Here is a 20,856-nt window from a genome sequence, read left to right as displayed (position 1 = left end):
TCAAGGAGTTTCGCGGCTATGCTTCGGCAAAAAAACAGGAGATCGCCATGTCCGATACCGCCTTGCCTGAACTGATAACCTTTCTGGAAAACATAAGCGCCGACGTGAAGCGCATAGAGGCCGACGGGGAAACGGCCATGGCCGAAGGCGGGCAGACCGCGTTCCAGGCCTGCCTGGAGAAAAAGGCCAAGCTGCTGGCCGGGCTGGCCAAGAATTCGTGGGTGCTGGTGGAGCGTCTGTCCAACGATGAGGCGGATGGCGTGGCCCGGCGGCTGGAGCAGTTCTCCATGAGCGCCAGCACGGCCCTGCGGTTGGGCTCGGTCTTCTTCATGACCGCGCTGCTCTACCCCGAGGACCACAAGCCGGGTGAGCCCAACGACCTCGACGCATATATAGAGGAATTGCGCGAGAGGGCCGAAAGTTAGGACTGGGGCTTTGGTTTCCTGGCCAGGGTCCTGCGGGAGGCCAGCTGCTTCTCGCCTTCCAGGACGATCCGGCTGACCGCGTCTTCCTGCTTGCGGTCCAGGTCCACGAAGGCGCAGCCGACCACGCCGCGCTCGTGGCGCATGACCTTGCACAGCACGGCCTCGACCTCGCGCCCCCCGTTGATAAGCAGATCCATCTTGATCTTCACCCCGCACTTGATCCGGGGCTTCTGAAAACGGAAGCCCAGGCCCGAGGCGCTGATGTCGGTCACCGGAAAAGTCTTTCCCAGCCGGGGGATGAACGCGGTCAACCCGTCCACGGTGACCCTGAACGCCTTGCGCTTGGTGATCCGGCCGTCCTTGATGGTGATGCTGAAGCCGAGCGCCTCCTCGTCCACCGGGCCCGCATGGAAGCCCTCGTCATGGTTCGCGGGCTTAGGCGCCTTTCCGAGCTCGACAGCGACGTCCTTGCCGGATTTCGCGACCGTTTTGGCCGCCTTGCCCTTGGTGGGTGCGCCGTCCTTGCCGGACCGGGAGAAGATTTTGCCCAGAGAATTCAGAATGCCCATTGTCTTCCGCTTGTTGTAGGGTCTTTTACGCTTGAGGAATAATAATATGGCAAAGCCGGGGCCGTGACAAGCCATGCCGATCGGGCGAGACGCGGCGAGTTGGCGGTACCGGGCTGGAGAGGCCGTGCCAGCCAGGGCTTTTCCGCCGAGCGCAAGGGATCGGGGAAATGGTGGAACGGGGGTTGACAACAAGCCGTTTTGAGGGGCAATAAGGTACATCTTTTCAAGCTAAAAGGGTGATCGAGGAGGAATAACATGATTGGCGAACTGCTTCACGGTATGGCTCAGAGTTCCGGACCCGGCTTTGTCGGCGTTTCCCTGATTTTCATCTACCTGGCCTGGATTCTCACCATCGGTATCATCCGCGTGCGTGAGGCCATGCACAGCGACCATCACTAGAGTGTAATGACGCGGTCTTCGGGCCGCGTTTTCTCTTTTACGGCGAAGCCGCTTCCCGGTGTCGGGGGAAGCGGCTTTGTTGTTTTCGGGCCTTGGCGCAATCAGCCTAAAAGATGCCGGGTTCTTCCTTGGCCACTTCCAGAAGATATTGGCCGTATTCGTTGTTGCTCATCTCGGCGGCCAGGAACATGAGCTGGTCGCGGGCGATGAACCCCCTGCGGTAGGCGATCTCCTCGGGGCTGGAGATGACGTACCCCTGCCGGGCCTGGACCGCGCGCACGAAGCCGGACGCCCCGTGCAGGGATTCGTGGGTGCCCATGTCGAGCCAGGCGTAGCCTCGGCCGAGGGTCTGGACCTCCAGGTCGCCGCGCTCGAGGTAGAGCTTGTTGATGTCCGTGATCTCCAGCTCGCCGCGCTCCGAGGGCTTCAGGGATTTGGCCATGGCGATGACGTCGTTGTCGTAGAAGTACAGGCCGGTGACCGCGTACTTGGACTTGGGCTTGGCCGGCTTCTCCTCGATGGACAGCGCCTTGAAATTGCGGTCGAACTCCACCACGCCGTAGCGTTCCGGGTCCTTGACCAGGTAGGCGAAGACCAGGCCGCCCCTTTGCAGGCGGCCCGCCGACTGCAGGATGGAGCCCAGTCCGTGGCCGTGGAAGATGTTGTCCCCGAGCACCAGGCAGACGTTGCTGTTGCCGATGAAATCCTCGCCGATGAGAAAGGCCTGGGCCAGTCCCTCGGGCCGGGGCTGCACCAGGTAGCTCAGGTTCAGGCCGAGCTGGGACCCGTCGCCCAGCAGCTTCTGGAAGTTCGGCAGGTCGTGCGGGGTGGAGATGATCAGGATGTCCCGGATGTCCGCCAGCATCAAGGTGGACAGGGGATAGTAGATCATCGGCTTGTCGTAGACGGGCAGCAGTTGCTTGCTGACCACCCTGGTCAGGGGATGGAGCCGGGTGCCGGAGCCGCCCGCGAGGATGATGCCTTTCATGTATGCCTCTGAGTGCTTTGATTTACTTCGATTTCAAGTTAGGATACACCCCAACTGCATGGACATTGCCTTACTATAGGGCCGGGATAAAAGCAAAACCAACCGGCCCGGGCGGGTCCTGACAAAAGGTACGATCAATGAATCCCTATTTTCAATATTCCGGCGGCATCATCCCCGCGCTGCTCCTGCTGGTGGCGCTCTTCTTCCTGTTCGTGTTCCTGCCGGTGTCCCTGGTGGCCGACGCCTTCTCCAAGCTGGGGCTGACCCCGGCCCAGGGCGTGCTCATGCTCATCGCCATTCTGCTCGGGCGGATGATCAACATCCCGGTGCACACCAGCGAACGGCTGGTGGTGGTCACCCGGCCCCGGTCCGTAAGCTTCGGCATGGACGAGGGCGGCCGTCCGGTGCGCATCGAGGAAGAGGCCGAGAGCGAACTCAAAAAGCAGGTCTTCGCCCTCAACGTGGGGGGCTTCGTCATGCCCCTGCTGTTGAGCGTGACCTTCATCATCCGTCAGCACATGATCTTTCAGGCGGGCGGGGTCTACCCCTGGATCGGATTCGTCCTGCTCATGGTCGCGGCCGGGTGTTACGCCATGTCCAAGCCCGACCCGTTCACCGGCATGCGCATTCCGCTGGTCCTGCCCGCCCTGATCACCTTTCTGTGCGTCTACTTTTTCGTGCCCCCCGAGTACCGTCCGGTGGCCGCCTACGTGGCCGGAACCATGGGCGCCGTGCTCGGCGGCAACGTCATTCCGCTCCTGGTGCCGCGCTTCCGCAACCGGGTGGGCACGCAGATGGTCTCCATCGGCGGTCCGGGCACCTTCGGCGGCGTGTTCGTGGCGGGCATCTTGTCGGTCCTGCTGGCCTGATAACCAAGGGAGAAACCATGACCTGCAAAAGCCTGAATCTCAGTCTGGCCGTCCCGGTGGGCAAGGGCGGCCTCATCCATCTTTGCTGCGGCACCGGCGATCCGCTGCCGGGGGCCGCGACCACGGACACGTTCCGGCCCGGCCTGCGCGCGGGCGACCGGCTGGCCGGGGAGGGCGGCGCGTTCAAGGTCCGCTCCGCGGCCTGGCTGCCCGCCGGACCGGACGGTTCGTCGCAACCTCAGTATCTGCTTGAAGCCCTGGACGACATGGGGCCGGGAGACGGATCTTTCGAGGTCTCGCGCACCGGCTACGCCCTGGCCTGGATCACCCTGAGCGACAAGGGGGCTCGCGGCGAGCGCGTGGACGAATCCGGCCCGCTGGTCGGCAGGATGGTGGGGGAGGTCCTCGAACTGAACAACGTCCAGGGATTCGTCATCCCGGACGAGACTTCCCAGCTCAAGGGACTTTTAGTCGACCTGGCCCTGAACCAGGGGGTCGACCTCATTCTGACCACGGGCGGCACGGGCGTGGCCCCGCGCGACGTCTCCCCGGAGGCGACCCTGGCGGTCATCGAGAAGCGGCTGCCCGGCTACGAGCGGGCCATGACCATGGCCAGTCTGGCCAAGACCCCGCACGGGGCCATATCGCGGGCCGTGGCCGGGACGCTCGGCAACGCGCTCATCGTCAACATGCCCGGCAGCCCCAAGGCCGTGGCCGAATGCCTGGAGCCGCTGCTGCCGACTTTCCGGCACACGCTGGAGAAGCTTCAGGGCGATCCGTCGGACTGCGCCGCATTGCGTGACGATTGACGTTTTGTCTTGCGACCTCTAGAAAAAGTCGTTAAATAGTTGGATTGATGATTGTTGATGGTTCAACTTAACGTGCAATTTCAGGCAGGAATCCCAATATGAACCGCACACGGTTTTTGTTTTTGGCACTTATCCTCTCGGCCCTGATGGCGTCGGCCGGACTCGCTTTCGCCCAGGACGCCGATCCCGCCATGGACAAAGGCGGAACTGAGGACATCTCCGGCCCCTTTGATCTGGAGAGATGCGTGCAGCGGGCCCTCGAGTACAACCCGAACATGCAGGCCATTCGCGCTCAGCTGCGTGGCGCCCAGCACGGCCAGCGCTCTGCGCTCGGCAAGTTCGGACCGACCCTGAGCGGCACTTACGGATATAAGTATTACAACCGTGATTACCAATACAGCGGGAAGGACGGCGACTGGGTGGCTTCCCTGTCCCTGGACCAGCCCATCTTCCAGGGCTTCAACCTTCTGGCCAACTGGCAGAAGGCCAAGCTGAACCGCGAGTCCACCGAGGCCCAGCTGACCAACGTGGAATTGACCCTGGTCGAGAACGTCCAGACCAACTTCCTCTCCCTGCTCAAGGCGCGCATGGACGTGAAGAGCGCCGAGGACTCCGTGGCCCGCCTGGAATCCCAGCTCAAGGTGACCAGCGCCTTCTACGAAGTCGGCCTGCGGCCCAAGGCCGAGGTCCTGGACGCGGAGGTCGACCTGGCCACCGCGCGGCAGGAACTGCTCCGGGCGCGCAACAATGTTTCCACCCAGGAGGCCCAACTCAACACCCTGTTGAACATCCCCCTGGAAGCCCCGATCCAGTACGTGGGCGAATTGAAGTACATCCCTTTCGGCCTGACCCTCAAGGAGTGCCTGACCCGGGCCTACGACCACCGGCCCGACCTGATCATGGGCCAGAAGAGCGTTGAGATGGCCCAGAAGGACGTGACCATGTCCGAGAGCAGCTTCTACCCCTCGGTCAACGGCCACTGGGATTACGTCACCCGCGGTGACGACGCCGCGGTCAACGGTTCCGGCTACACCTCCGAGTCCTCCGGTGAATACTGGACCGCCGGCGTGGACGCCACCATGGACATCTTCCAGTGGGGCTCCGACTACTACGAATCCAAGCAGTACGACGAAATGGTCAAGCAGATGCAGGCCGACCTGGAAAACACCCGGCTCAACGCGGGCTTCGAGGTCAAGAGCTCCATCCTGAACCTGCAGGAGGCGGCCGACCGCATCTCAGTGGCCAAGAAGTCGGTGGTGGCGGCCGAAGAGGCCTACCGCATGGCCGTGGCCCGCTACCAGGCCCAGGTGGGCACCAACACCGACGTGCTCAACGCCCAGGAGCGGTTGAGCATGGCCGAGGCCCAGCTTTCGCAGGCCCTGGCCGACTACGGAACCGCCGTGTCCGCCCTCTATGTGGCCATGGGCGAGAAGAACCTCGGCCTCAAAGAGGTCAAGTAGCACCGTGTTTTCCGGCCGCAAGCGCACCTGGCGCGCCAGGGGCATGGAGTGCGAGAAGTGCGGTCAGGACCTGACCGCCTACCGGGGATGCCGCGAGGTCACGCTGAAGTGCCCAACCTGCGGCAAGGTCTATGATCTCAGGGAGTTCTCCGCCAGAATGGACGAAGACTTCGAGGAGGAAATGGGTTTTGTCCCCATGGACCGGATTTGACGCAAAGCCACAAAGGCGCATGAAACGCGCGGCCATCGATACAACGTTGGCCGCCGTTTTCTTTTGTTGCCTGGGCCTGTTGACTATGGCCGGACCGGCCGTGGCCGGGGGGCTGTGGGACCCGTTGGTGGATCGCCTGTCCGCCGACGGCCTGGAGCGGCGAAAGGTCGCCTACCTTTTTTCCAGCCCGGACCTCGAGTTCCAGCCCGAGATCATGGCCCGCAAGATGAACGTCCTGCTGCACACCAAAATGTCCGGTCAGAAGCCGGGGCCGCAGCCCGAACCCCAGGTCATGGACCGCTACCTCAATCCGCTGCTTATCGCCGGGGCCTACGCCTTCTACCGCGAGCACCGGGCGGAGCTGACCGTGATCCACGAGAGATACGGGGTGCCGGGCGAGATCCTGACCGCGCTCATGCTCATCGAGTCGCGCCTGGGCATGACCGTGGGCGATTACAACGGATTCACCATACTGGCCTCCATGGCCCTGGCCGGGGATTTCGAGCTTATCCGCGACAGCGTCGACAGTCGGGACGTTCCGGCCGAGACCATGGTCTGGCTGGTAAAGAGGACCCGGGAGAAGGGCGATTGGGCCTACGAGGAGCTCAAGGCGCTGATTCGCTACGCCCAGGCCAACGGCCAGGACCCGCTGACCATCCGCAGCTCCGTGTACGGGGCCATCGGGTTGTGCCAGTTCATGCCCTCCAACGCCGAACACTACGGCCGTGACGGCTCGGGCGACGGCCGTGTGGATTTGTTCGAGATCAGGGACGCCCTTTACTCCATGGCCAACTTCGTGGCCGAGCACGGCTGGAAGGACTCCATGACCGAGGCGCAGAAGCGCAAGGTCATCTACCGCTACAACCACTCCGAGAGCTACGCCATGACCGTTCTGGCCGTGGCCGACCGGATCGCCAAGACTCGGGAGCTGTTCGGCGGCTGACCGCGATCAGTCCCCGTCCACGAGGCTCTGGTAGAGATTCAGGGTCCGTTTGAGGAATTCGTCCAGGGTGAGCTGGGACATGGTCCGCTTCTGGGCGGCCAGGACCTGTTCGCGCAGGTCGGCGTCGCCGGCCACCGCGCCGATGGCCTTGGCCAGGGCTTCCGCGTCCTCGGCTTCGACCAGCACGGCCGGGTCCACCAAATCCGGCATGACGCCCACGTTGGTGGACACCAGCGGTCGGTCGGCGGCCATGATCTCCAGGGCGGAGCGGGCGATGGCCTCGGACCACAAGGAGGCGACCACGCCGATGTCCAGCGCGCTGACGCAGGCGGCCACGTCGTCGCGGCGGCCGCTGATGCGGGTGATGTCCTCGGCCCCGGCGTCGCGGATGTGCGCCTTGATCTGGTCGCTGGTCATGGCCGTGTCGAAGCCGATGAGGAAGAGGCGGATGTTGTCCATGCCGCGCTTGCGCAATGCGGCCACGGCCTCGATGGTCTCCTTGTGCCCCTTGACCCGGTCGAAGCGGCCGAGCAGACCGATCACCAGGTCGTCCGGCCCGAAGCCGAACTCTTCGCGGACGCGGTCCCGACCGGCCCGGTCGAAGTGGAATTTCGCGGTGTCCACGCCGCCGTGGATGAGCCACAGCCCATGGCCGGGCGTGCGCATCCTGTGCAGGAAATAGTCGGCCATGCGCCGGTTGGTGACCACCACGGCGTCGGCCACGCCCGCGTGGAGCCAGCGGTTGAGGGCGTCCGAGCGCGGCGGGCGCTGGTCGCCACGGGTGCGCACCAGCCGGTAGTGGAAGCCGAAGAGTTTGAGCAGCCCCCACAGGAAAAAGCCTTCCCCCCGGTGGCAGTTGACGATATCCGGACGGTGCGCCCGCAGCAGTTGTATGATATGCCTTGCGGCACCGGCGAAGCGTACGGGATTGGTGGAGTTCAGGTCCACGGCCACGGTTTTCAGCCCGGCCTCCCGGGCCACGGCCTCGGATTGTGTTCCGGCCTGGGTCAGGACCAGCACCTCGTGGCCCGCGTCGGCCAGGAGTTTGCTCAGGGTGATGGCGTACCACGCCGTCGCGTTGAACCAGCGGACATTTATGACTTGAAATATTCTCATTGATTGCGCCTGGGTGGACTGTTGGATACACAACATGACAGTTCGCGACGGCGAAGGCAAGGGCTCACATACATGAAAAACAGTCTGGTCTCCATCATCCTGCCCACCTACAACCGGGCGCAGTACCTCGGCAGGGCGCTCGAATCCGTCCTGGCCCAGACCTACGCCAACTGGGAGTGCCGGATCATCGACGACGGCTCCACCGACGACACCGAGGCGGTCCTGGCCCGGTTCGACGACCCGCGTATCCACTACCGCCGACAGGAGAACCAGGGCGTGTCCGGGGCGCGCAACAACGGCATGGCCGAGTGCCGGGGCGAGGTCGTGGCCCTGCTCGACTCCGACGACGAGTGGCTGCCCGGCAAGCTCGCCACGCAGCTTTCCTATATGGCCGAGCACGGCTACGAGATCTGCCAGACCGAGGAGATCTGGTACCGGGGCGGCAAGCGGGTCAACCAGCCCGCCCGGTACGCCAAGCCCGAGGGGTGGTTCTTCGAAGCCGCGCTCGAGATGTGCCTGATCAGCCCGTCGTGCACCATGTTCACCCACGCGGCCTGGGAGGTCATGGGCCCGTTCGATACGGCCATGCCGTCCTGCGAGGACTACGACATGTGGCTGCGCGCCTGCCTGCATTTCCCGGTGGGGCTGGTCCGCGAGCCCCTGACCCTGAAGCACGGCGGCAGGCCGGACCAGCTGTCCGTGTGCGTGCCGTGCGCCGACCTGCACCGCATCCGCGCGCTGGTAAAAATCCTGCAAAGCCGAAAACTTGACGAAGAGCAGCACCGGCTGGCCCTGGACTCCCTGCGCCGCAAGGTTGAAATTTATATGCAAGGGTGCGAAAAGAGAGGCAAAAAGGATGAGGCCGAGCGCGTTTGGACCCTGTTTTGCATGGTCCGCGACGGGAAAGAAATTCCCTTGAATACGTTGAGTTAGCGCATGCGGGGCGGCTCCTGGCCGCGGAGCGTGCTTTTCCCATTGTCAACGACGCCGTGAGCCGGCGTGAGGTGGACCCGTGCCGACCATAGCCAAAATCCTGGATACCCTTCCCGTCATCAACCAGTCGCGGCTGGTGGCTTCCGGTTTCGGTATCTGGGTGTCCTGGAAGGGCAAGCTGCACAACGCGGTGGACAGCACCCTGCAGGAGTACGGCGCCCTGTGCGTGGCCAAGGACGTGGACCAGGCCCTGTGGTACTGCAATACCGTGGAGGTCTTCCGGGCCATCGCCCGGCTCCAGGTCTGGGCCAGGGTCAACCCCATGCCGGTGTTCTGCCAGATAGTGCCCCTGACTTTCCTGGTGGGCTACGACATGGAATACTCCGTGTCCCTGTCCGTGGAACTGGACCGCCAGAGCGTGGTCCCGACCGACGATTTCGAGGTGGTCGTCCATCCCAAGCTCAAGGATCAGGTCCAGTCCGTGGCAGGGCTGACCACCGAGGCGGCCGGGCGCACGGACGGGTTGGCCAACGTGGAGTGGCTGCGGCTGGTCGCGGACCAGGGGCTGGATTATGAGTCCACCCTGCGCTGGTTCTTCATCATCAAGCCGCTGGGGCGCATGTCGGACAAGGAGAGCATCCTTGGCTGGCGCGACTTTTCCACCGATGTCATTGAACTGCTGCAGCGTCTCGGGCTCAAGTACATCTCCGACGTCAAGGAGGGGGCGCTCTTGCTGCCGCTGGAGAACTTCCGGCTGCTCAAGAGTTTCACCACCGAGTTGATGAACCTCATTCGGCACAACAAGGAGGCCCCGGACAAAAAATACTGGCCGGTGATCATGGCCGCCGTGCCCCAGGGGGACCTGCATTTCACCGCCGACCTGCCCCGCAAGGTGGGGTTGGACTGGAACCGGCTCACCCCGGACTACCCCCACATGCGCTTCATGGACGGCTTTCTGCTCTCGCCCTGGTTCCGCATGAACGAGGCCCGCTATGGCGCGGGCTCGGTGACTCTGGACTCCTGGTGCACCCTGGCCCTCAAGGACGGCGACGACGGCGTGGGCTACGGGACCATGCAGGTGGCCCTGCCCAACGCCCTGGTGGAATCGGACGGGGAGCACGAGTGCTTCTACTGCGGGCTCAAGAACCACAAACCGTCCGAGTGCCCGAGCAAACACATCGCCACCCCGCAGCCCCAGGTTTGGCGGCTGCTGGCCAAGGCGGACGTCAACGAATTTTCCGACGGTTTTTCCGGCCTGGACAAGGATATCTCCAAAGAGGACTTCGTCTCCTCCATCCTCCGGATAATGGAATCCAAAAACGACCTGGAGAGCCTGCTGGCCCGTGCGGTCTTCGAGATCAACTCCCCGGTCCAGCTGCGTACCCTGAAGCTCGTCTGGCGCAGCCGGGGCAAGGAGTGGGAGGACGGCTTCAAGCAGCTCGCCCCCCAGGAGGGCGACTACATCTGGGAGGCCATGGACAACCTCGGGCAGGGGGACATGGAAGAGGCGGAGAGGCTGCTCAAGGAGGCCCAGGCCAAATACCCGAGGAGCTACCAGCCTCAGTCCCTGTGGGGCTACTGGCACATGGAGAGCGGCGACCTGAACCAGGCCATGTTCCACTGGCAGGAGGCCGAGCGCATGAGCTACACGACCATGCAGCAGGGGTGCATGGCCTTTCTGCAGGCTCGGCTCATGGAGGTGGAGGGCAACTACAAGGACGCCATCAACACCTATAAGCGGGTCAATTCCCTGTCGCCCACCTGGCTCCAGCCCGTCTACCGGCAGGCCGTCTGCATGGTCAAAATGGGCTTCACCGGCCAGGCCATGGACACCCTGTTCGACCTGATGGCCCGCGATCCGAACATCTTCAACCGCATCCTGGTGGACCCCGAGCTCGACCGGGGCAGGGTGCAGCTGTTGAGCGCCATGTGGGAGAAGTGGAACGAAGCCAAGACCACGGTGGAGTCCACCCGGACCCAGGTGGAGGACCTGACCGACGACATCTCCCGGCGGTTCGACGAGAACCACCCCTATTTCGAGACGGCCAACGAGGAACTGGACCGGCTGCGCAGCTTCGGCCGGATCAACAACTACGTGGCCTACCACCAGCTGCTCAAGGGTGCGGAAAAGTTCCAGGCCGCGCTGGACGACGAGGTCCGGCGCGAGATCAAGCGGGTCAACGCCAACATCGAATACCTCGCGGAGCGGGTGCGGGACATCCATCGCGAGGCCGCCTGGTTCCCGTTTCCCAAGCTGCTCCTGGAGTTCAACAAGGAATTCAACTACTGCGTGGACAAGATCAACTGGATCCGCACCCAGCGGCTCCAGGACGCGGATAATTTCCGCAAGTCCCTGCGTTTCGTGGAGGAGGTCGAGGAACACATCGACAGCCTCCAGGGCCGGCTGGTCACCCTGCGCATCATCCGGGACTCCACCCTGTTCATCCTCATGCTCGGGCGCAACTTCATCTGGCTCGAGCTCCTCGGGCTGGGAGCGCTGCTCATCGCCGTGCCGTCGCTCATCTATTTCACCCAGGGTATCGAGGGCAACATGATCCTCGACACCATCAAGGACCCGAGCCAGCGCTGGGAGATATCCAAGGGATTGATCATTATCCTGAGCATCCTGTGCGTGGCCATGGCCGCCGTGAAGAGCGCGGTGACCTTCGACAAGCGCAAGCGCGAGCTGTTCGACCAGGTCGGCAAGGAAAAGCGCAAGCCCCGCAAGCGGAAGTGATCTTTTCGCGCCGTCCCTTCCCAAGAATCCCGTTCTCGGGTTATGCTCCTGTTTCATGAACCGAAACAAGAAGCGGAGGCGTCATGCATAAATTGGTTTTGATCCGGCACGGGCAGAGCGAGTGGAACCTGGAAAACCGGTTTACCGGCTGGACCGACGTGGACCTGACGAGCCAGGGCGTGCGCGAGGCCGTGGACGGCGCGCGGCTGCTCAGGGAGGAGGGATTCACCTTTGACGTGGCCCACACCTCCCTGCTCAAGCGGGCCATCCGCACCCTGTGGCTGGTCCAGGATGAACTGGACCTCATGTGGCTGCCGGTCTCCAAGACCTGGCGGCTCAACGAGCGCCACTACGGCGCGCTGCAAGGGCTGAACAAGGCCGAGACCGCCCAGAAATACGGCGACGACCAGGTCTTCGTCTGGCGGCGCAGCTTCGACACGCCGCCGCCCGAGCTCGAGGCCGACGACGAGCGTTTTCCGGGTAACGATCCGCGCTACGCAGGCCTCACGCCCGAAGAACTGCCGCGCTGCGAGAGTCTCAAGCTGACCATCGACCGGACCATGCCCTACTGGTTCGACACCGTCGTCCCCCAGGTGCGCGCCGGGCAGAAGGTCCTCATCGTGGCTCACGGCAACTCCCTGCGCGGGCTGGTCAAATTCCTGGACAACATGTCCGACGAGGCCATCACCAAGCTGAATATCCCCACCGGGCTGCCCCTGGTTTACGAGCTCAACGATGACCTGACCCCCATCCGGCACTACTACCTGGGCGACCAGGAGGCCGCCGCCAAGGCCGCCGAAGCGGTTGCCAACCAGGCCAAGGGGGGGTAAACAACAGCGGTCATGGACCAGGCCGGATTCACCCGCACATTGCTTCAATGGTACGACGCCGAACACAGGGAGCTGCCCTGGCGGCGCGACCCGACCCCTTACCGGGTCTGGGTCTCCGAGATCATGGCCCAGCAGACCCAGATGGACCGGGTGGTGGAGTACTACAAGCGGTGGATGGACCGTTTCCCGGACGTCCAGTCCCTGGCCGAAGCCCATGAGGAAGAGGTTCTCAACCTCTGGGAGGGGCTCGGCTACTACTCCCGCGCGCGCAACCTGCACCGCGCCGCCGTGTTGATCCAAGATCAATATGACGGCGAGTTTCCCGACGATTTCGCGGACATCCGCTCCCTGCCCGGCGTGGGCGAGTACACGGCCGGCGCCGTGGCCTCCATCGCGCTCGGCCAGCGCGAGCCCGCCGTGGACGCCAACGTCCTGCGGGTCTTCGCCCGGCTGCTCGACATGGACATTCCAGTCAAGGATAGGGCGGGGCGCAACATGGTCGAGGACGCGGTCCGGCGGCTCATTCCCGAAGACCGGCCGGGCGACTTCAATCAGGCGGTCATGGAGTTCGGGGCCTTGATTTGCCGCAAGAACCCGCGCTGCGAGCAGTGCCCGGTGCGCCAATATTGCCGGGCGTTCGAAAAAGGCACGGTCCCGCTGCGGCCGGTCCTGCCCGCGCCCAAGGAGGCCATCCGCATCGACATGGCCACTGGCTTTCTGGTCCACCAGGGCAGGGTGCTCATCCAGAAGCGCAGACCCGGCGACGTCTGGCCCGGCCTGTGGGAGTTCCCCGGCGGGTGCGTAGAGCCGGGCGAGACCGCTGAGCAGGCCCTCAGGCGCGAGTATCTGGAAGAAGTGGAGCTGGCCGTGGAGCCGGTGGAGAAGATCACCGTGGTCCGTTACAGCTATACCCGCTATCGGGTGACCATGGACTGCTTCCTGTGCCGCTACGACGGCGAGCCCTCGGAACCGGTCTTCCGTGAGGCGGTCAAGGGCGGGTTTGTGCGTCCCGCCGAGCTGTCCGATTACGCCCTGCCTTCGGGCCATCGCAAGCTGGTGGACCGCATGCTCGCCGACATGCGCTTCGCCCATTTCTTCAAGTCCTGATTTCCAACGAATCCAAAGGGCTGTATCCATAGGCACAGCCCTTGCTTCTCTTCCTGCGCATCCCCTTTTGGGGTCAGTATTTTGACGTTTCCAGCGCAGGAGCAGCTTATGTCCATTGGCAAGATCGGCGGGTACGAGGCCCTGAACGCGGCGCGGAACGCGTCCGCGCCCCGCGACGGCAAGCGGCTGGCTATGCAGACCGCCTTCGACAACCAGATGAGCATGACCCAGGCCCTTTTCGGCAGCGGGGCCGACAAGTCCAGCGAGGAGGGCGGGGGCTTCGACGTCTCCATCATCAACGACTCCCAGATGCTCGAGGCATTGTCCGCTATCTCACGCATCATGCGCGACGAGGCGGGCCTCAAAGCACCGCTCGTCCGGCCTCAAGCCTCTGCTCAACCCGCTGCGCAAGCATCCATGACGACAGCTAACGCCCATACCCCCGGTACGCTGGCGGCTCAGTTCGAGTCGGGCGAGTCGGGCGTGGCGGCCATCGGCTACGACCGCGTGGGCGGGACCTCCTACGGCAAATATCAGATCGCCTCCAAGCCCGGCACCATGGACGAATTCCTGTCTTATCTCGACCAGAACCGGCCCGAGTGGGCCGACAGGCTGCGCGATGCCGGGCCCGCCGATACGGGCTCCAAACAGGGCGGCATGCCCGCTGTCTGGCAGGCCATTGCCGCCGAAGACCCGGCCGGGTTCGAACAGGTCCAGCACGATTTCATCGCCCGCCAGACCTACGACCCGGCGCGGAGCATGATCCTCGACCGCACCGGCCTGGATTTCAACAACGCGCCGCCCGCGCTCCAGGAGGTCCTTTGGTCCACCTCTGTCCAGCACGGCCCGACCGGAGCGGCCAATATCTTCAACAAGGTCATCGACCGGTTCCTGCACAAGGGCCAAAACGACGACTTCAACACCCAACTCATCAAGGGCGTGTACGAATCGCGCAAAAACCAGTTCGGCTCGTCCACCGCCCGCGTCCAGAAAAGCGTGGCCCACCGCATGGATTCCGAAAAACAACTCGCCCTGAACATGCTGGAAAAGATGTCCGTGAACCGCATGGTTTAGAAAGATTGCCTCCGGCGGCCAGGGGGGAAAGGGGAGAGAGGGAACCTTTTTCTCAAAAGGTTCCCTCTCTCCCCTTTCCCCCCTGGCCCCCCCAATCCCCTCTCTCCCTCCCAAACTTTTTGTATGCGCTTTCGCGCGTGTGGTGGGCGGAGGTAAGTCCTGCCTCTTCCCGTTGTTTGCTCTGATGCGGTAAATCGTATCGGATGAAAGCGGGATAGACGCTATCGCGCATCCGCGAAGCGGCGCTAAAAAGTTTAGGAAAGGATGGGGATGGGGGTCTGGGGGAAGGGGAAGGAAAAGCCCTTTTCAAAGGGTTTTCCTTCCCCTTCCCCCAGCCGCCGGAGGCATTCCTAGCCTAAACTCTCTTCGAGCGACGGGTCGAGGTCGACGCGCAGGGTGCCGAGTTTGCGGTCCACGGCGACTTGGCCGAGGTTGAACCCTTTGACTTTGCGCACGTCCTTGACCAGGGCGTACATGATGTCTGCCTTGCCGTCGTCTTTGCGGTAGCTTTTGAGTCCGCAGAGGACGGCGGCCTGGGTCAGGGAGGTTTCGGGCACGTCCTGGCCGGGGTGGTCGCGTTTGAGGATGACGTGCGAACTCGGGCCGTCCTCAACATGGAACCAGTAGTCGAACGGGGAGGCCGCCTGGCTGAGCATGTGGTGATTGGCGGTCTTGCTCTTGCCCCGGATGACGGTGAACCCGTCGGTGGTGCGGAACAGGCTTACGGCCAGCCCACGGAACCGTTTGGGCAGGGCGGCCGGGCCTTCGGGCTCGGGGGTTCCCTGCGCGGTCACTGCGGGGTGGATCTCGAGGGTGCCGTCCTCGGCCTTGGACAACTGGGCGAGGAGCTCGCGGCGGCGGCGCTCCACGTGCGGGAAGCCGCGTTGTCCCTTGGCCGCCAGCTTGAAATAGCGCGTCATGTTCTCGGTGGGCGAGAGAAATGGATTCAGGGGCACGGTCATGGGGCCGTGCACCGGGTGGGTGACGTCCACGGATTCGAGGCCTTCGACGTCCTTGAACCGGTAGAGCTCGGCCTGGAGCGCCTCCGCCTTGACCTGTTCGGCCGCGAGCTGTTCGAGCCGCGCCTGTTCCTGGTCCAGGCTGGCGAGGTTGCGTTTGAGTTTCTTGCGCACGCGCTTGAGCTGGACGGTCTGGACCTTGTCCTCCTCCATGTCGAGCAGCGGGAAGAGCGTGCGCTCGCCGTAGGCGCGGGCTGCGTCCAGGGGGGAGGCGTAGGTCTCGTCTTCCTTGCCGGACGGCCAGGCCGTGGGCGGTGACCATGTGTCGCCGGACCGGGCGAGGTGGAAGACGTCGGCCGAGGCCGTGGCCACCTGGAAATAGAGGGCGTGGGCTTCGTCTTCGGGCAGCCCGGTCAGGACCTTGCGCAGGGGCGGGGAGATATGCGGGTATTCGCGCCAGACTTCCGGGTCTTCCAGGACGTCTTCCAGGGCGGGCCATTCCGGCTCATGGGCAAAGGAAGACGGCAGTTCGTCGGCCAGGGACATGCCGGTGCGGCAGTCGAGGATGAGGAAGGTTTTGCCGTCCGGGTCGGTGCGCGGGGTGAGCTCCAGCGCCAGGCGCAGGTTGGGCCAGTCGGTGTGCGCGGCCAGGATTTTACGGTTGCGCAACCGCTTGCGGAACCACATGGCCATGGCCGGGGCGGTTTGCGGGTTGACCGGTTTGACGGGGGAGAGAAATAAATGGCCCGCCGATTTGGCGGGCCTGAAGATCAGGTGAAGGGGGTCGCCCGTGTTCTGGATGGCAAGCACCCAGACGCCGGGAGCCGGACCGAATACCTTGTCTATTCGGCGACCGGCAAGGGTAGACGATAGTTCCGCGCTCAGGAAGCGGAAGAAATTGGCTTCCATGGCCGTCTCCGTCCAGGTGAAGCCGTACGGCTAGTCGCCGCGGACGGCCTCGTCCTCTTCCTGCTTGCTTTTGCAGTTGATGCACAGGGTGGTCATGGGCCGCGCCTTGAGCCGGGCGATGGAGATATCGTCGCCGCATTCCTGACAGATGCCGAACTCGCCGTCTTCGATGCGGTTGATGGCTTGCTGGATTTTCTTAATCAGCTTGCGCTCGCGGTCGCGCAGACGCAGCGTGAAGGCACGGTCGCTTTCCGCCGTGGCCCGGTCGGCCGGGTCGGCGTAAACCTCGCCCGATTCGGTCATGTCCTCAATGGTGGCCTCACTTTTCTTGAGGATGTCATCGAGCATGCCGTCCAGGGTTTCCTTAAAGTACTTCAGATCATTCGCTTCCATTTGAACCTCCCCCTCTGAGAGTGAGCAGTCTGTTGAGGAGCTAAGGGTGTAACCCCTTTTCTACTGAATTAAAGCGCGTTGGTATACCAAAATGGCTCAAAAAGTAAAGTCTTTCCATTAGGCCAAAAATTCCAGGGAGTTCATATGACTCATAATTTAGAAAAATTTTAAAATGCGCTTGACACCCAACAGGGTCACGGGTAAACAGTGGTTCGCTTTTGAGGGCGGGAATAACTCAGTGGTAGAGTGCAACCTTGCCAAGGTTGAAGTCGCGGGTTCAAATCCCGTTTCCCGCTCCAAAACGACGGCGACATAGCCAAGTGGTAAGGCAGAGGTCTGCAAAACCTCCATTCTCCGGTTCAAATCCGGATGTCGCCTCCACTCGGCGGGAATAACTCAGTGGTAGAGTGCAACCTTGCCAAGGTTGAAGTCGCGGGTTCAAATCCCGTTTCCCGCTCCAGCTAATTAAGCCGGTCTCCGCGAGAGACCGGCTTTTTTAGGGGAGCCCACGCCGCCGAACACACGCGGGAATAACTCAGTGGTAGAGTGCAACCTTGCCAAGGTTGAAGTCGCGGGTTCAAATCCCGTTTCCCGCTCCAGAAACGATCAGGCCGGTCCCGAAGGGATCGGCCTTTTTCGTGCCCGCGTATTTCCTATCTATTTGATATCATGCCTTTATGAATAAAAGATGACTTTTGTGCGGCTTTTTGGGCGTGCCCGGTATGGTCCGTGCAGATACGGGGCTGGACGGCAACAATTTCCCCAAAACCGCGACCGTTCGGACAACCATGAGCAAGACGAGCATACCCCACATCATCGACCCGGCGTACGGCCCCGTTTCCGGCGCAATGGTCGGTTCGCCCCTGGCTTCTGCGGGCATGCAGGCCCGGAATTTCACGACCATGGTCGGCACTCCGGCCCCGGCCATCGCCCCGGATTTCTACACGTCCGACGCCCTGGTCTCGGACGTGGAGCGGCTGTGCGATCCCGGAGAGCCCGTATCCGATACCCGGCTGCTCAACGTGGCTGTGAAATATTTCTTCGCCTACGTGCACGAGGACGCCCACAGCGACATCGTGCCCTACGGCGAACTGGCCGGGCTGTTCGAACAGTTCTCGCGCCACCAGTCCATGAACGAGCCGGGCGACGACATCGAGATCATGAACCGGCTGCGCATGTGGTCCCCGGTGTTGCGCGTGCTGGCCGACGCCCCGCGCGCGGCCCACGTCATGCGCGCGGTCCTGGCCCATGCCGATACCTGCCCTGGCAGCGGCCCGTTCGTGGGCGTGGACATAGGGGCCGGGACCGGCATCATGCTCCTGGCCCTGCAGATCCTGGCCCGGCGCAGCGGCTTCTCCGACATCCAGACTCTGGGCTACCAGTGCGACCCTGTGTCCGGGGAGCGGACCCACGACCTGGTCCATTCGCTCGGCGCGGGCTCGGTCATGCTCGCCGATCCGGGGAGGCCCAACGCCTTCGGCATGGTCCGAGGCAGGGCGGTCAACTATGTGGCCAACGAGGTCATCGCGGGCATCCAGCAGTCCCTGGACGCGGACAACTGTTTCAACAAGTACAGGATGTTCCTCGATACCGTGGGCGACAGCCTGGACAACGCCGTGTTCTTCCCGGAAGGACTCATCGCCCACAGCACCGCCACGCGCGCCTCGGTCATCCTGGCTCGCGAAAACGGCTTCCAGCCACCGGCCGAATACCTGACCGAACGGTTCATCCCCCAGGGACTCATCCTCGAAGGCAAGGTCCTGCCCATGCACCGCCTCGGCAGCGATTTCTACCGCTACCTGACTTAGGCCTATTTATTAATGTATGAAAAAAGAGCCCGGAGCATCCGGGCTTTTTTGTGCCTCCGGCGAGCCCTCGCCGGGCGGGCGTCTTCGACGGCCGGGGCGCTGCCCCGGACCCCGCTTAAGAACCTCTTGAAAGAGGTTCTTAAGAATCTCCAGAACTTTTTGTCGCCGCTTCGCGGGGGCCGTGCGGTTGCGTTTATCCGTGTCTCTGTACGACCAACCTACCTCATCCACACATACCTATGCCAGGAAGCACGGCCCGCCTCGACCCTCCACACGCGCGAATGCGCAAATAAAAAGTTTAGGAAGGAAAGGGGGATGGGGGTCCGGGGGAAGGGGGAAAGGAAAGCCCTTTTCAAAGGGTTTCCTTTCCCCCTTCCCCCGGCCGCCGGAGGCGCCTCACCCCCAAAGAGCGATGACGGCGGCGCCGGCGGTCATGATGGCGGTGCCGAGCAGCCGGTAGCGGATGCCGGTTTCGTGGAACAGGAGCCAACCGTAGATGACCGAGAAGATGCCCGTCGTACGTTTGATGGTGATCATGTAGGCGGCGGCCACCATGTTCATGGCCACGTTGTGGCAGATCATTTCGGCAAAGACGATCAGTCCGGCCAGGGCGCCGAGCTTGGGATTGCGGGTCAGGTTCTTGAGGGTCGCCTTGCCGGTCTTGAGCAGGATGGCGGTCAGGATGATGCCGTAGAGCAGGAACACGGCCAGGGCCGTGAACATGGGGGACGAGTCGAGGATCATGACCTTGCCGCCCACGGAGGTCAGGCCGAAGAGGAAGGCCACGACGAGCATCAGGGCCGAGCCGGGTTCCCTCCAGATGGCCTTGATGGGACCGAGAAAACCGTACCGGGCGGCGTCGAGGTTGAGCACGTAGCCGCCCAGGACCACCAGGAGCATGCCCGCGATGCCCTGCGGGGTGAGGGTTTCGTCCAGGATGAAGCCGCCGGTGAAAAGGACGAAGACCGGGGTGAAGCTCAGAAACGGCAGGGTCAGGGACAGGGGCGACATGCGGATGGCCCGGTAGTGCAGGACAATGGCGACCATAAGAGTGGGCAGGACCCAGGCCAGGGCCGGGAGGAAGCGCGGTCCGATGGGCGGGATGCCGACAAAGGGCAGGGCCAGGAACATGAGCGGCAGGGCGTAGAAATAGGGGATGAGGCTCATCTCCCAGGGCGTGAGATCGGAGAAGAACCGCTTTATCAGGGCGGAGTTGGAGGCCATGAAAAAGGCCGCCCCCAGAGAGAGGACGAACCAGGTCATTGGAGCCGTGCATCGGCGTCGGCCCGGGAGCTGACGCCGCCTTCGTACGACCAGGCCGTGATCCGGCCCGACCTGTCGAGTTGCGCGGTCAGGGTGAAAGGCTGCTGCTGGTCGCCGTAATACCAGGCCATGACCGGGTTGGTGGAGGTGAAGCGCAGGTCGTGGAAGACGTATAGCGGGCCCTCGGGCGTATCGGTCTCCTCCACGTAGGGCCACTTGGTGAACCATGCGTAGGTGGCGAACATGGACTCTTGCTCGCCGAGTGCGCGCAGGAACGCTTTATCCGCCCGCTTGACGCGCAGGGGGGCGGCGGGTTCGCGGCCGCCGAACAGGTCCATGGTGTCCAGGAGGTAGTCCGGCCCGGCGGTGACGACCACTTTCCAGAATCGGGGCGACAGGGCGTCCGGGGTGACGTGGACGTGGTCGTAGGCGATGCCCCGGGCGTCCAGGCGGCGGGCGTAGGCGTCCTGGAGGATCGCGCCCGCGCCCATGTTGGCCAGCGGGTAGGCGAAGAACCAGGCCATGCCGACCAGGGCGATGGCGTAGCGGTGTCGCCTGATCAGCCAGGCGGCAAGGATGAGGGCCAGGGCCGTCAGGGTCAGGATCGGATCGATGATGAACGCCCCGTCCAGGGCGAAGCGGTGGTTGGAGAATGGGGCCAGGAGCTGGGTGCCGTAGGTGGTGATCAGGTCGAGCCAGACGTGGGTCAGGGAGAGCGCGTAGAACAGAGCCGCGATCTTGACGAACGGGGTGCGCCGGGAGACGAGCTTGTAGAGTCCGGCCAAGGCGAGCGCCAGGAAGAGGGTGCCGAAGAACGAGGTGCTGATGCCCCGGTGGTAGAGCAGGTTGAACTCCGGGCCGTCGCCGAAGAAGATGTCCACGTCGGGAATCCAGGCCGCGAGCATGCAGGCGGGCACGAGGAATTTTGCTTCGGGAAACCACTTGCGCGCGGCCAGGCCGCCCATGATCCCCGAGGAGAGGTGCGTTACCGGGTCCATGCCTCGGGGTATACCTTGCGCCGAATATATTGTAAAAAACAAACTTGCGGTTTGGG

The 20,856-nt window shown here is 63.3% G+C and carries 20 protein-coding genes and 4 tRNA genes; 17 read left to right on the top strand and 7 right to left on the bottom strand.

What is annotated here, in order from left to right; genetic code table 11:
* The first annotated feature begins 47 nt into the window (after nt 1-47).
* Complete coding sequence (locus ACR42D_RS11095; RefSeq protein ID WP_484566868.1) at nt 48-425, top strand: hypothetical protein; 378 nt, start codon at nt 48-50, stop codon at nt 423-425.
* Here the strand turns inward: ACR42D_RS11095 and ACR42D_RS11090 are convergent.
* Entirely contained in the window at nt 422-994 is a 573-nt protein-coding gene (locus ACR42D_RS11090) for a PilZ domain-containing protein (RefSeq protein WP_484566867.1), read from the bottom strand. The genes ACR42D_RS11095 and ACR42D_RS11090 overlap by 4 nt on opposite strands.
* A 255-nt stretch (nt 995-1,249) precedes the next feature.
* Between ACR42D_RS11090 and ACR42D_RS11085 the strand changes: the two genes are divergently transcribed.
* Nucleotides 1,250-1,393 (top strand): hypothetical protein, encoded by a 144-nt coding sequence (locus tag ACR42D_RS11085; protein WP_207259676.1) that lies wholly within the window; start codon nt 1,250-1,252, stop codon nt 1,391-1,393.
* Nucleotides 1,394-1,499: 106 nt separating this feature from the next.
* On the opposite strand, the gene rfbA is transcribed toward ACR42D_RS11085, so the two are convergent.
* A complete protein-coding gene (gene rfbA, locus ACR42D_RS11080) occupies nt 1,500-2,381 on the bottom strand; it encodes a glucose-1-phosphate thymidylyltransferase RfbA (protein ID WP_484566866.1) in 882 nt (293 codons plus the stop codon).
* Between the two features lie 137 nt (nt 2,382-2,518).
* Between rfbA and ACR42D_RS11075 the strand changes: the two genes are divergently transcribed.
* The 5 genes from ACR42D_RS11075 to ACR42D_RS11055 all read left to right on the top strand — a co-directional run bounded on the left by ACR42D_RS11075 (nt 2,519) and on the right by ACR42D_RS11055 (nt 6,673).
* On the top strand, nt 2,519-3,250 hold the full coding sequence (locus ACR42D_RS11075; RefSeq protein ID WP_484566865.1) for a DUF1614 domain-containing protein: 732 nt from the start codon (nt 2,519-2,521) through the stop codon (nt 3,248-3,250).
* 17 nt (nt 3,251-3,267) lie between these two features.
* Entirely contained in the window at nt 3,268-4,059 is a 792-nt protein-coding gene (locus ACR42D_RS11070; RefSeq protein WP_484566864.1) for a MogA/MoaB family molybdenum cofactor biosynthesis protein, read from the top strand.
* 98 nt (nt 4,060-4,157) lie between these two features.
* A complete protein-coding gene (locus tag ACR42D_RS11065; protein WP_484566863.1) occupies nt 4,158-5,519 on the top strand; it encodes a TolC family protein in 1,362 nt (453 codons plus the stop codon).
* Nucleotides 5,520-5,523: 4 nt separating this feature from the next.
* Entirely contained in the window at nt 5,524-5,730 is a 207-nt protein-coding gene (locus tag ACR42D_RS11060; RefSeq protein WP_484566862.1) for a dual CXXC motif small (seleno)protein, read from the top strand.
* 19 nt (nt 5,731-5,749) lie between these two features.
* Nucleotides 5,750-6,673 (top strand): lytic murein transglycosylase, encoded by a 924-nt coding sequence (locus tag ACR42D_RS11055; protein WP_484566861.1) that lies wholly within the window; start codon nt 5,750-5,752, stop codon nt 6,671-6,673.
* A 6-nt stretch (nt 6,674-6,679) separates the two neighbouring features.
* Here ACR42D_RS11055 and ACR42D_RS11050 read toward each other — a convergent pair whose 3' ends face one another.
* A complete protein-coding gene (locus tag ACR42D_RS11050) occupies nt 6,680-7,789 on the bottom strand; it encodes a glycosyltransferase family 4 protein (protein ID WP_484566860.1) in 1,110 nt (369 codons plus the stop codon).
* A gap of 72 nt (nt 7,790-7,861) precedes the next feature.
* On the opposite strand from ACR42D_RS11050, the gene ACR42D_RS11045 reads away from it, so the two are divergent.
* The 5 genes from ACR42D_RS11045 to ACR42D_RS11025 all read left to right on the top strand — a co-directional run bounded on the left by ACR42D_RS11045 (nt 7,862) and on the right by ACR42D_RS11025 (nt 14,470).
* Complete coding sequence (locus ACR42D_RS11045; RefSeq protein ID WP_484566859.1) at nt 7,862-8,722, top strand: glycosyltransferase family 2 protein; 861 nt, start codon at nt 7,862-7,864, stop codon at nt 8,720-8,722.
* A 79-nt stretch (nt 8,723-8,801) separates the two neighbouring features.
* Nucleotides 8,802-11,459 carry a tetratricopeptide repeat protein gene (locus tag ACR42D_RS11040; RefSeq protein WP_484566858.1) on the top strand — a complete coding sequence of 886 codons (2,658 nt, stop codon included), beginning with the start codon at nt 8,802-8,804 and terminating at the stop codon, nt 11,457-11,459.
* Nucleotides 11,460-11,542: 83 nt separating this feature from the next.
* On the top strand, nt 11,543-12,289 hold the full coding sequence (gene gpmA, locus ACR42D_RS11035; RefSeq protein ID WP_484566857.1) for a 2,3-diphosphoglycerate-dependent phosphoglycerate mutase: 747 nt from the start codon (nt 11,543-11,545) through the stop codon (nt 12,287-12,289).
* Between the two features lie 12 nt (nt 12,290-12,301).
* Nucleotides 12,302-13,396: an A/G-specific adenine glycosylase gene (mutY, locus tag ACR42D_RS11030; protein WP_484566856.1), complete on the top strand. Its 1,095-nt coding sequence runs from the start codon at nt 12,302-12,304 to the stop codon at nt 13,394-13,396.
* A 108-nt stretch (nt 13,397-13,504) separates the two neighbouring features.
* Complete coding sequence (locus tag ACR42D_RS11025; RefSeq protein WP_484566855.1) at nt 13,505-14,470, top strand: VgrG-related protein; 966 nt, start codon at nt 13,505-13,507, stop codon at nt 14,468-14,470.
* 350 nt (nt 14,471-14,820) lie between these two features.
* Here ACR42D_RS11025 and ACR42D_RS11020 read toward each other — a convergent pair whose 3' ends face one another.
* On the bottom strand, nt 14,821-16,338 hold the full coding sequence (locus tag ACR42D_RS11020; protein ID WP_484566854.1) for an NFACT RNA binding domain-containing protein: 1,518 nt from the start codon (nt 16,336-16,338) through the stop codon (nt 14,821-14,823).
* 30 nt (nt 16,339-16,368) lie between these two features.
* On the bottom strand, nt 16,369-16,731 hold the full coding sequence (gene dksA / locus ACR42D_RS11015; protein WP_484566853.1) for an RNA polymerase-binding protein DksA: 363 nt from the start codon (nt 16,729-16,731) through the stop codon (nt 16,369-16,371).
* A 224-nt stretch (nt 16,732-16,955) separates the two neighbouring features.
* Between dksA and ACR42D_RS11010 the strand changes: the two genes are divergently transcribed.
* The 5 genes from ACR42D_RS11010 (at nt 16,956) to ACR42D_RS10990 (ending at nt 18,539) form a co-directional block, all read left to right on the top strand.
* Nucleotides 16,956-17,030, top strand: a tRNA-Gly gene (locus ACR42D_RS11010).
* 7 nt (nt 17,031-17,037) lie between these two features.
* A tRNA-Cys gene (locus ACR42D_RS11005) sits at nt 17,038-17,112 on the top strand.
* A 4-nt stretch (nt 17,113-17,116) separates the two neighbouring features.
* Nucleotides 17,117-17,191 (top strand) — tRNA-Gly (locus ACR42D_RS11000).
* Nucleotides 17,192-17,255: 64 nt separating this feature from the next.
* Nucleotides 17,256-17,330: transfer RNA gene (locus ACR42D_RS10995), tRNA-Gly, on the top strand.
* Nucleotides 17,331-17,519: 189 nt separating this feature from the next.
* Complete coding sequence (locus ACR42D_RS10990; RefSeq protein WP_484566852.1) at nt 17,520-18,539, top strand: hypothetical protein; 1,020 nt, start codon at nt 17,520-17,522, stop codon at nt 18,537-18,539.
* 396 nt (nt 18,540-18,935) lie between these two features.
* On the opposite strand, the gene ACR42D_RS10985 is transcribed toward ACR42D_RS10990, so the two are convergent.
* Nucleotides 18,936-19,802, bottom strand: coding sequence for a DMT family transporter (locus ACR42D_RS10985; protein WP_484566851.1), 867 nt, complete (start codon nt 19,800-19,802; stop codon nt 18,936-18,938).
* Nucleotides 19,799-20,800, bottom strand: a complete 1,002-nt coding sequence (locus ACR42D_RS10980; protein WP_484566850.1) for a metal-dependent hydrolase — start codon at nt 20,798-20,800, stop codon at nt 19,799-19,801. The genes ACR42D_RS10985 and ACR42D_RS10980 overlap by 4 nt, the downstream gene beginning before the upstream one ends.
* Between the last annotated feature and the right edge of the window lie 56 nt (nt 20,801-20,856).

Origin of the sequence: Pseudodesulfovibrio sp. lm2024, from assembly GCF_051175575.1 — a bacterium.
In the GTDB taxonomy this organism is placed as follows: Bacteria; Desulfobacterota; Desulfovibrionia; order Desulfovibrionales; family Desulfovibrionaceae; genus Pseudodesulfovibrio; species Pseudodesulfovibrio caledoniensis.
This window is presented reverse-complemented; position numbering and strand designations above follow the sequence as displayed.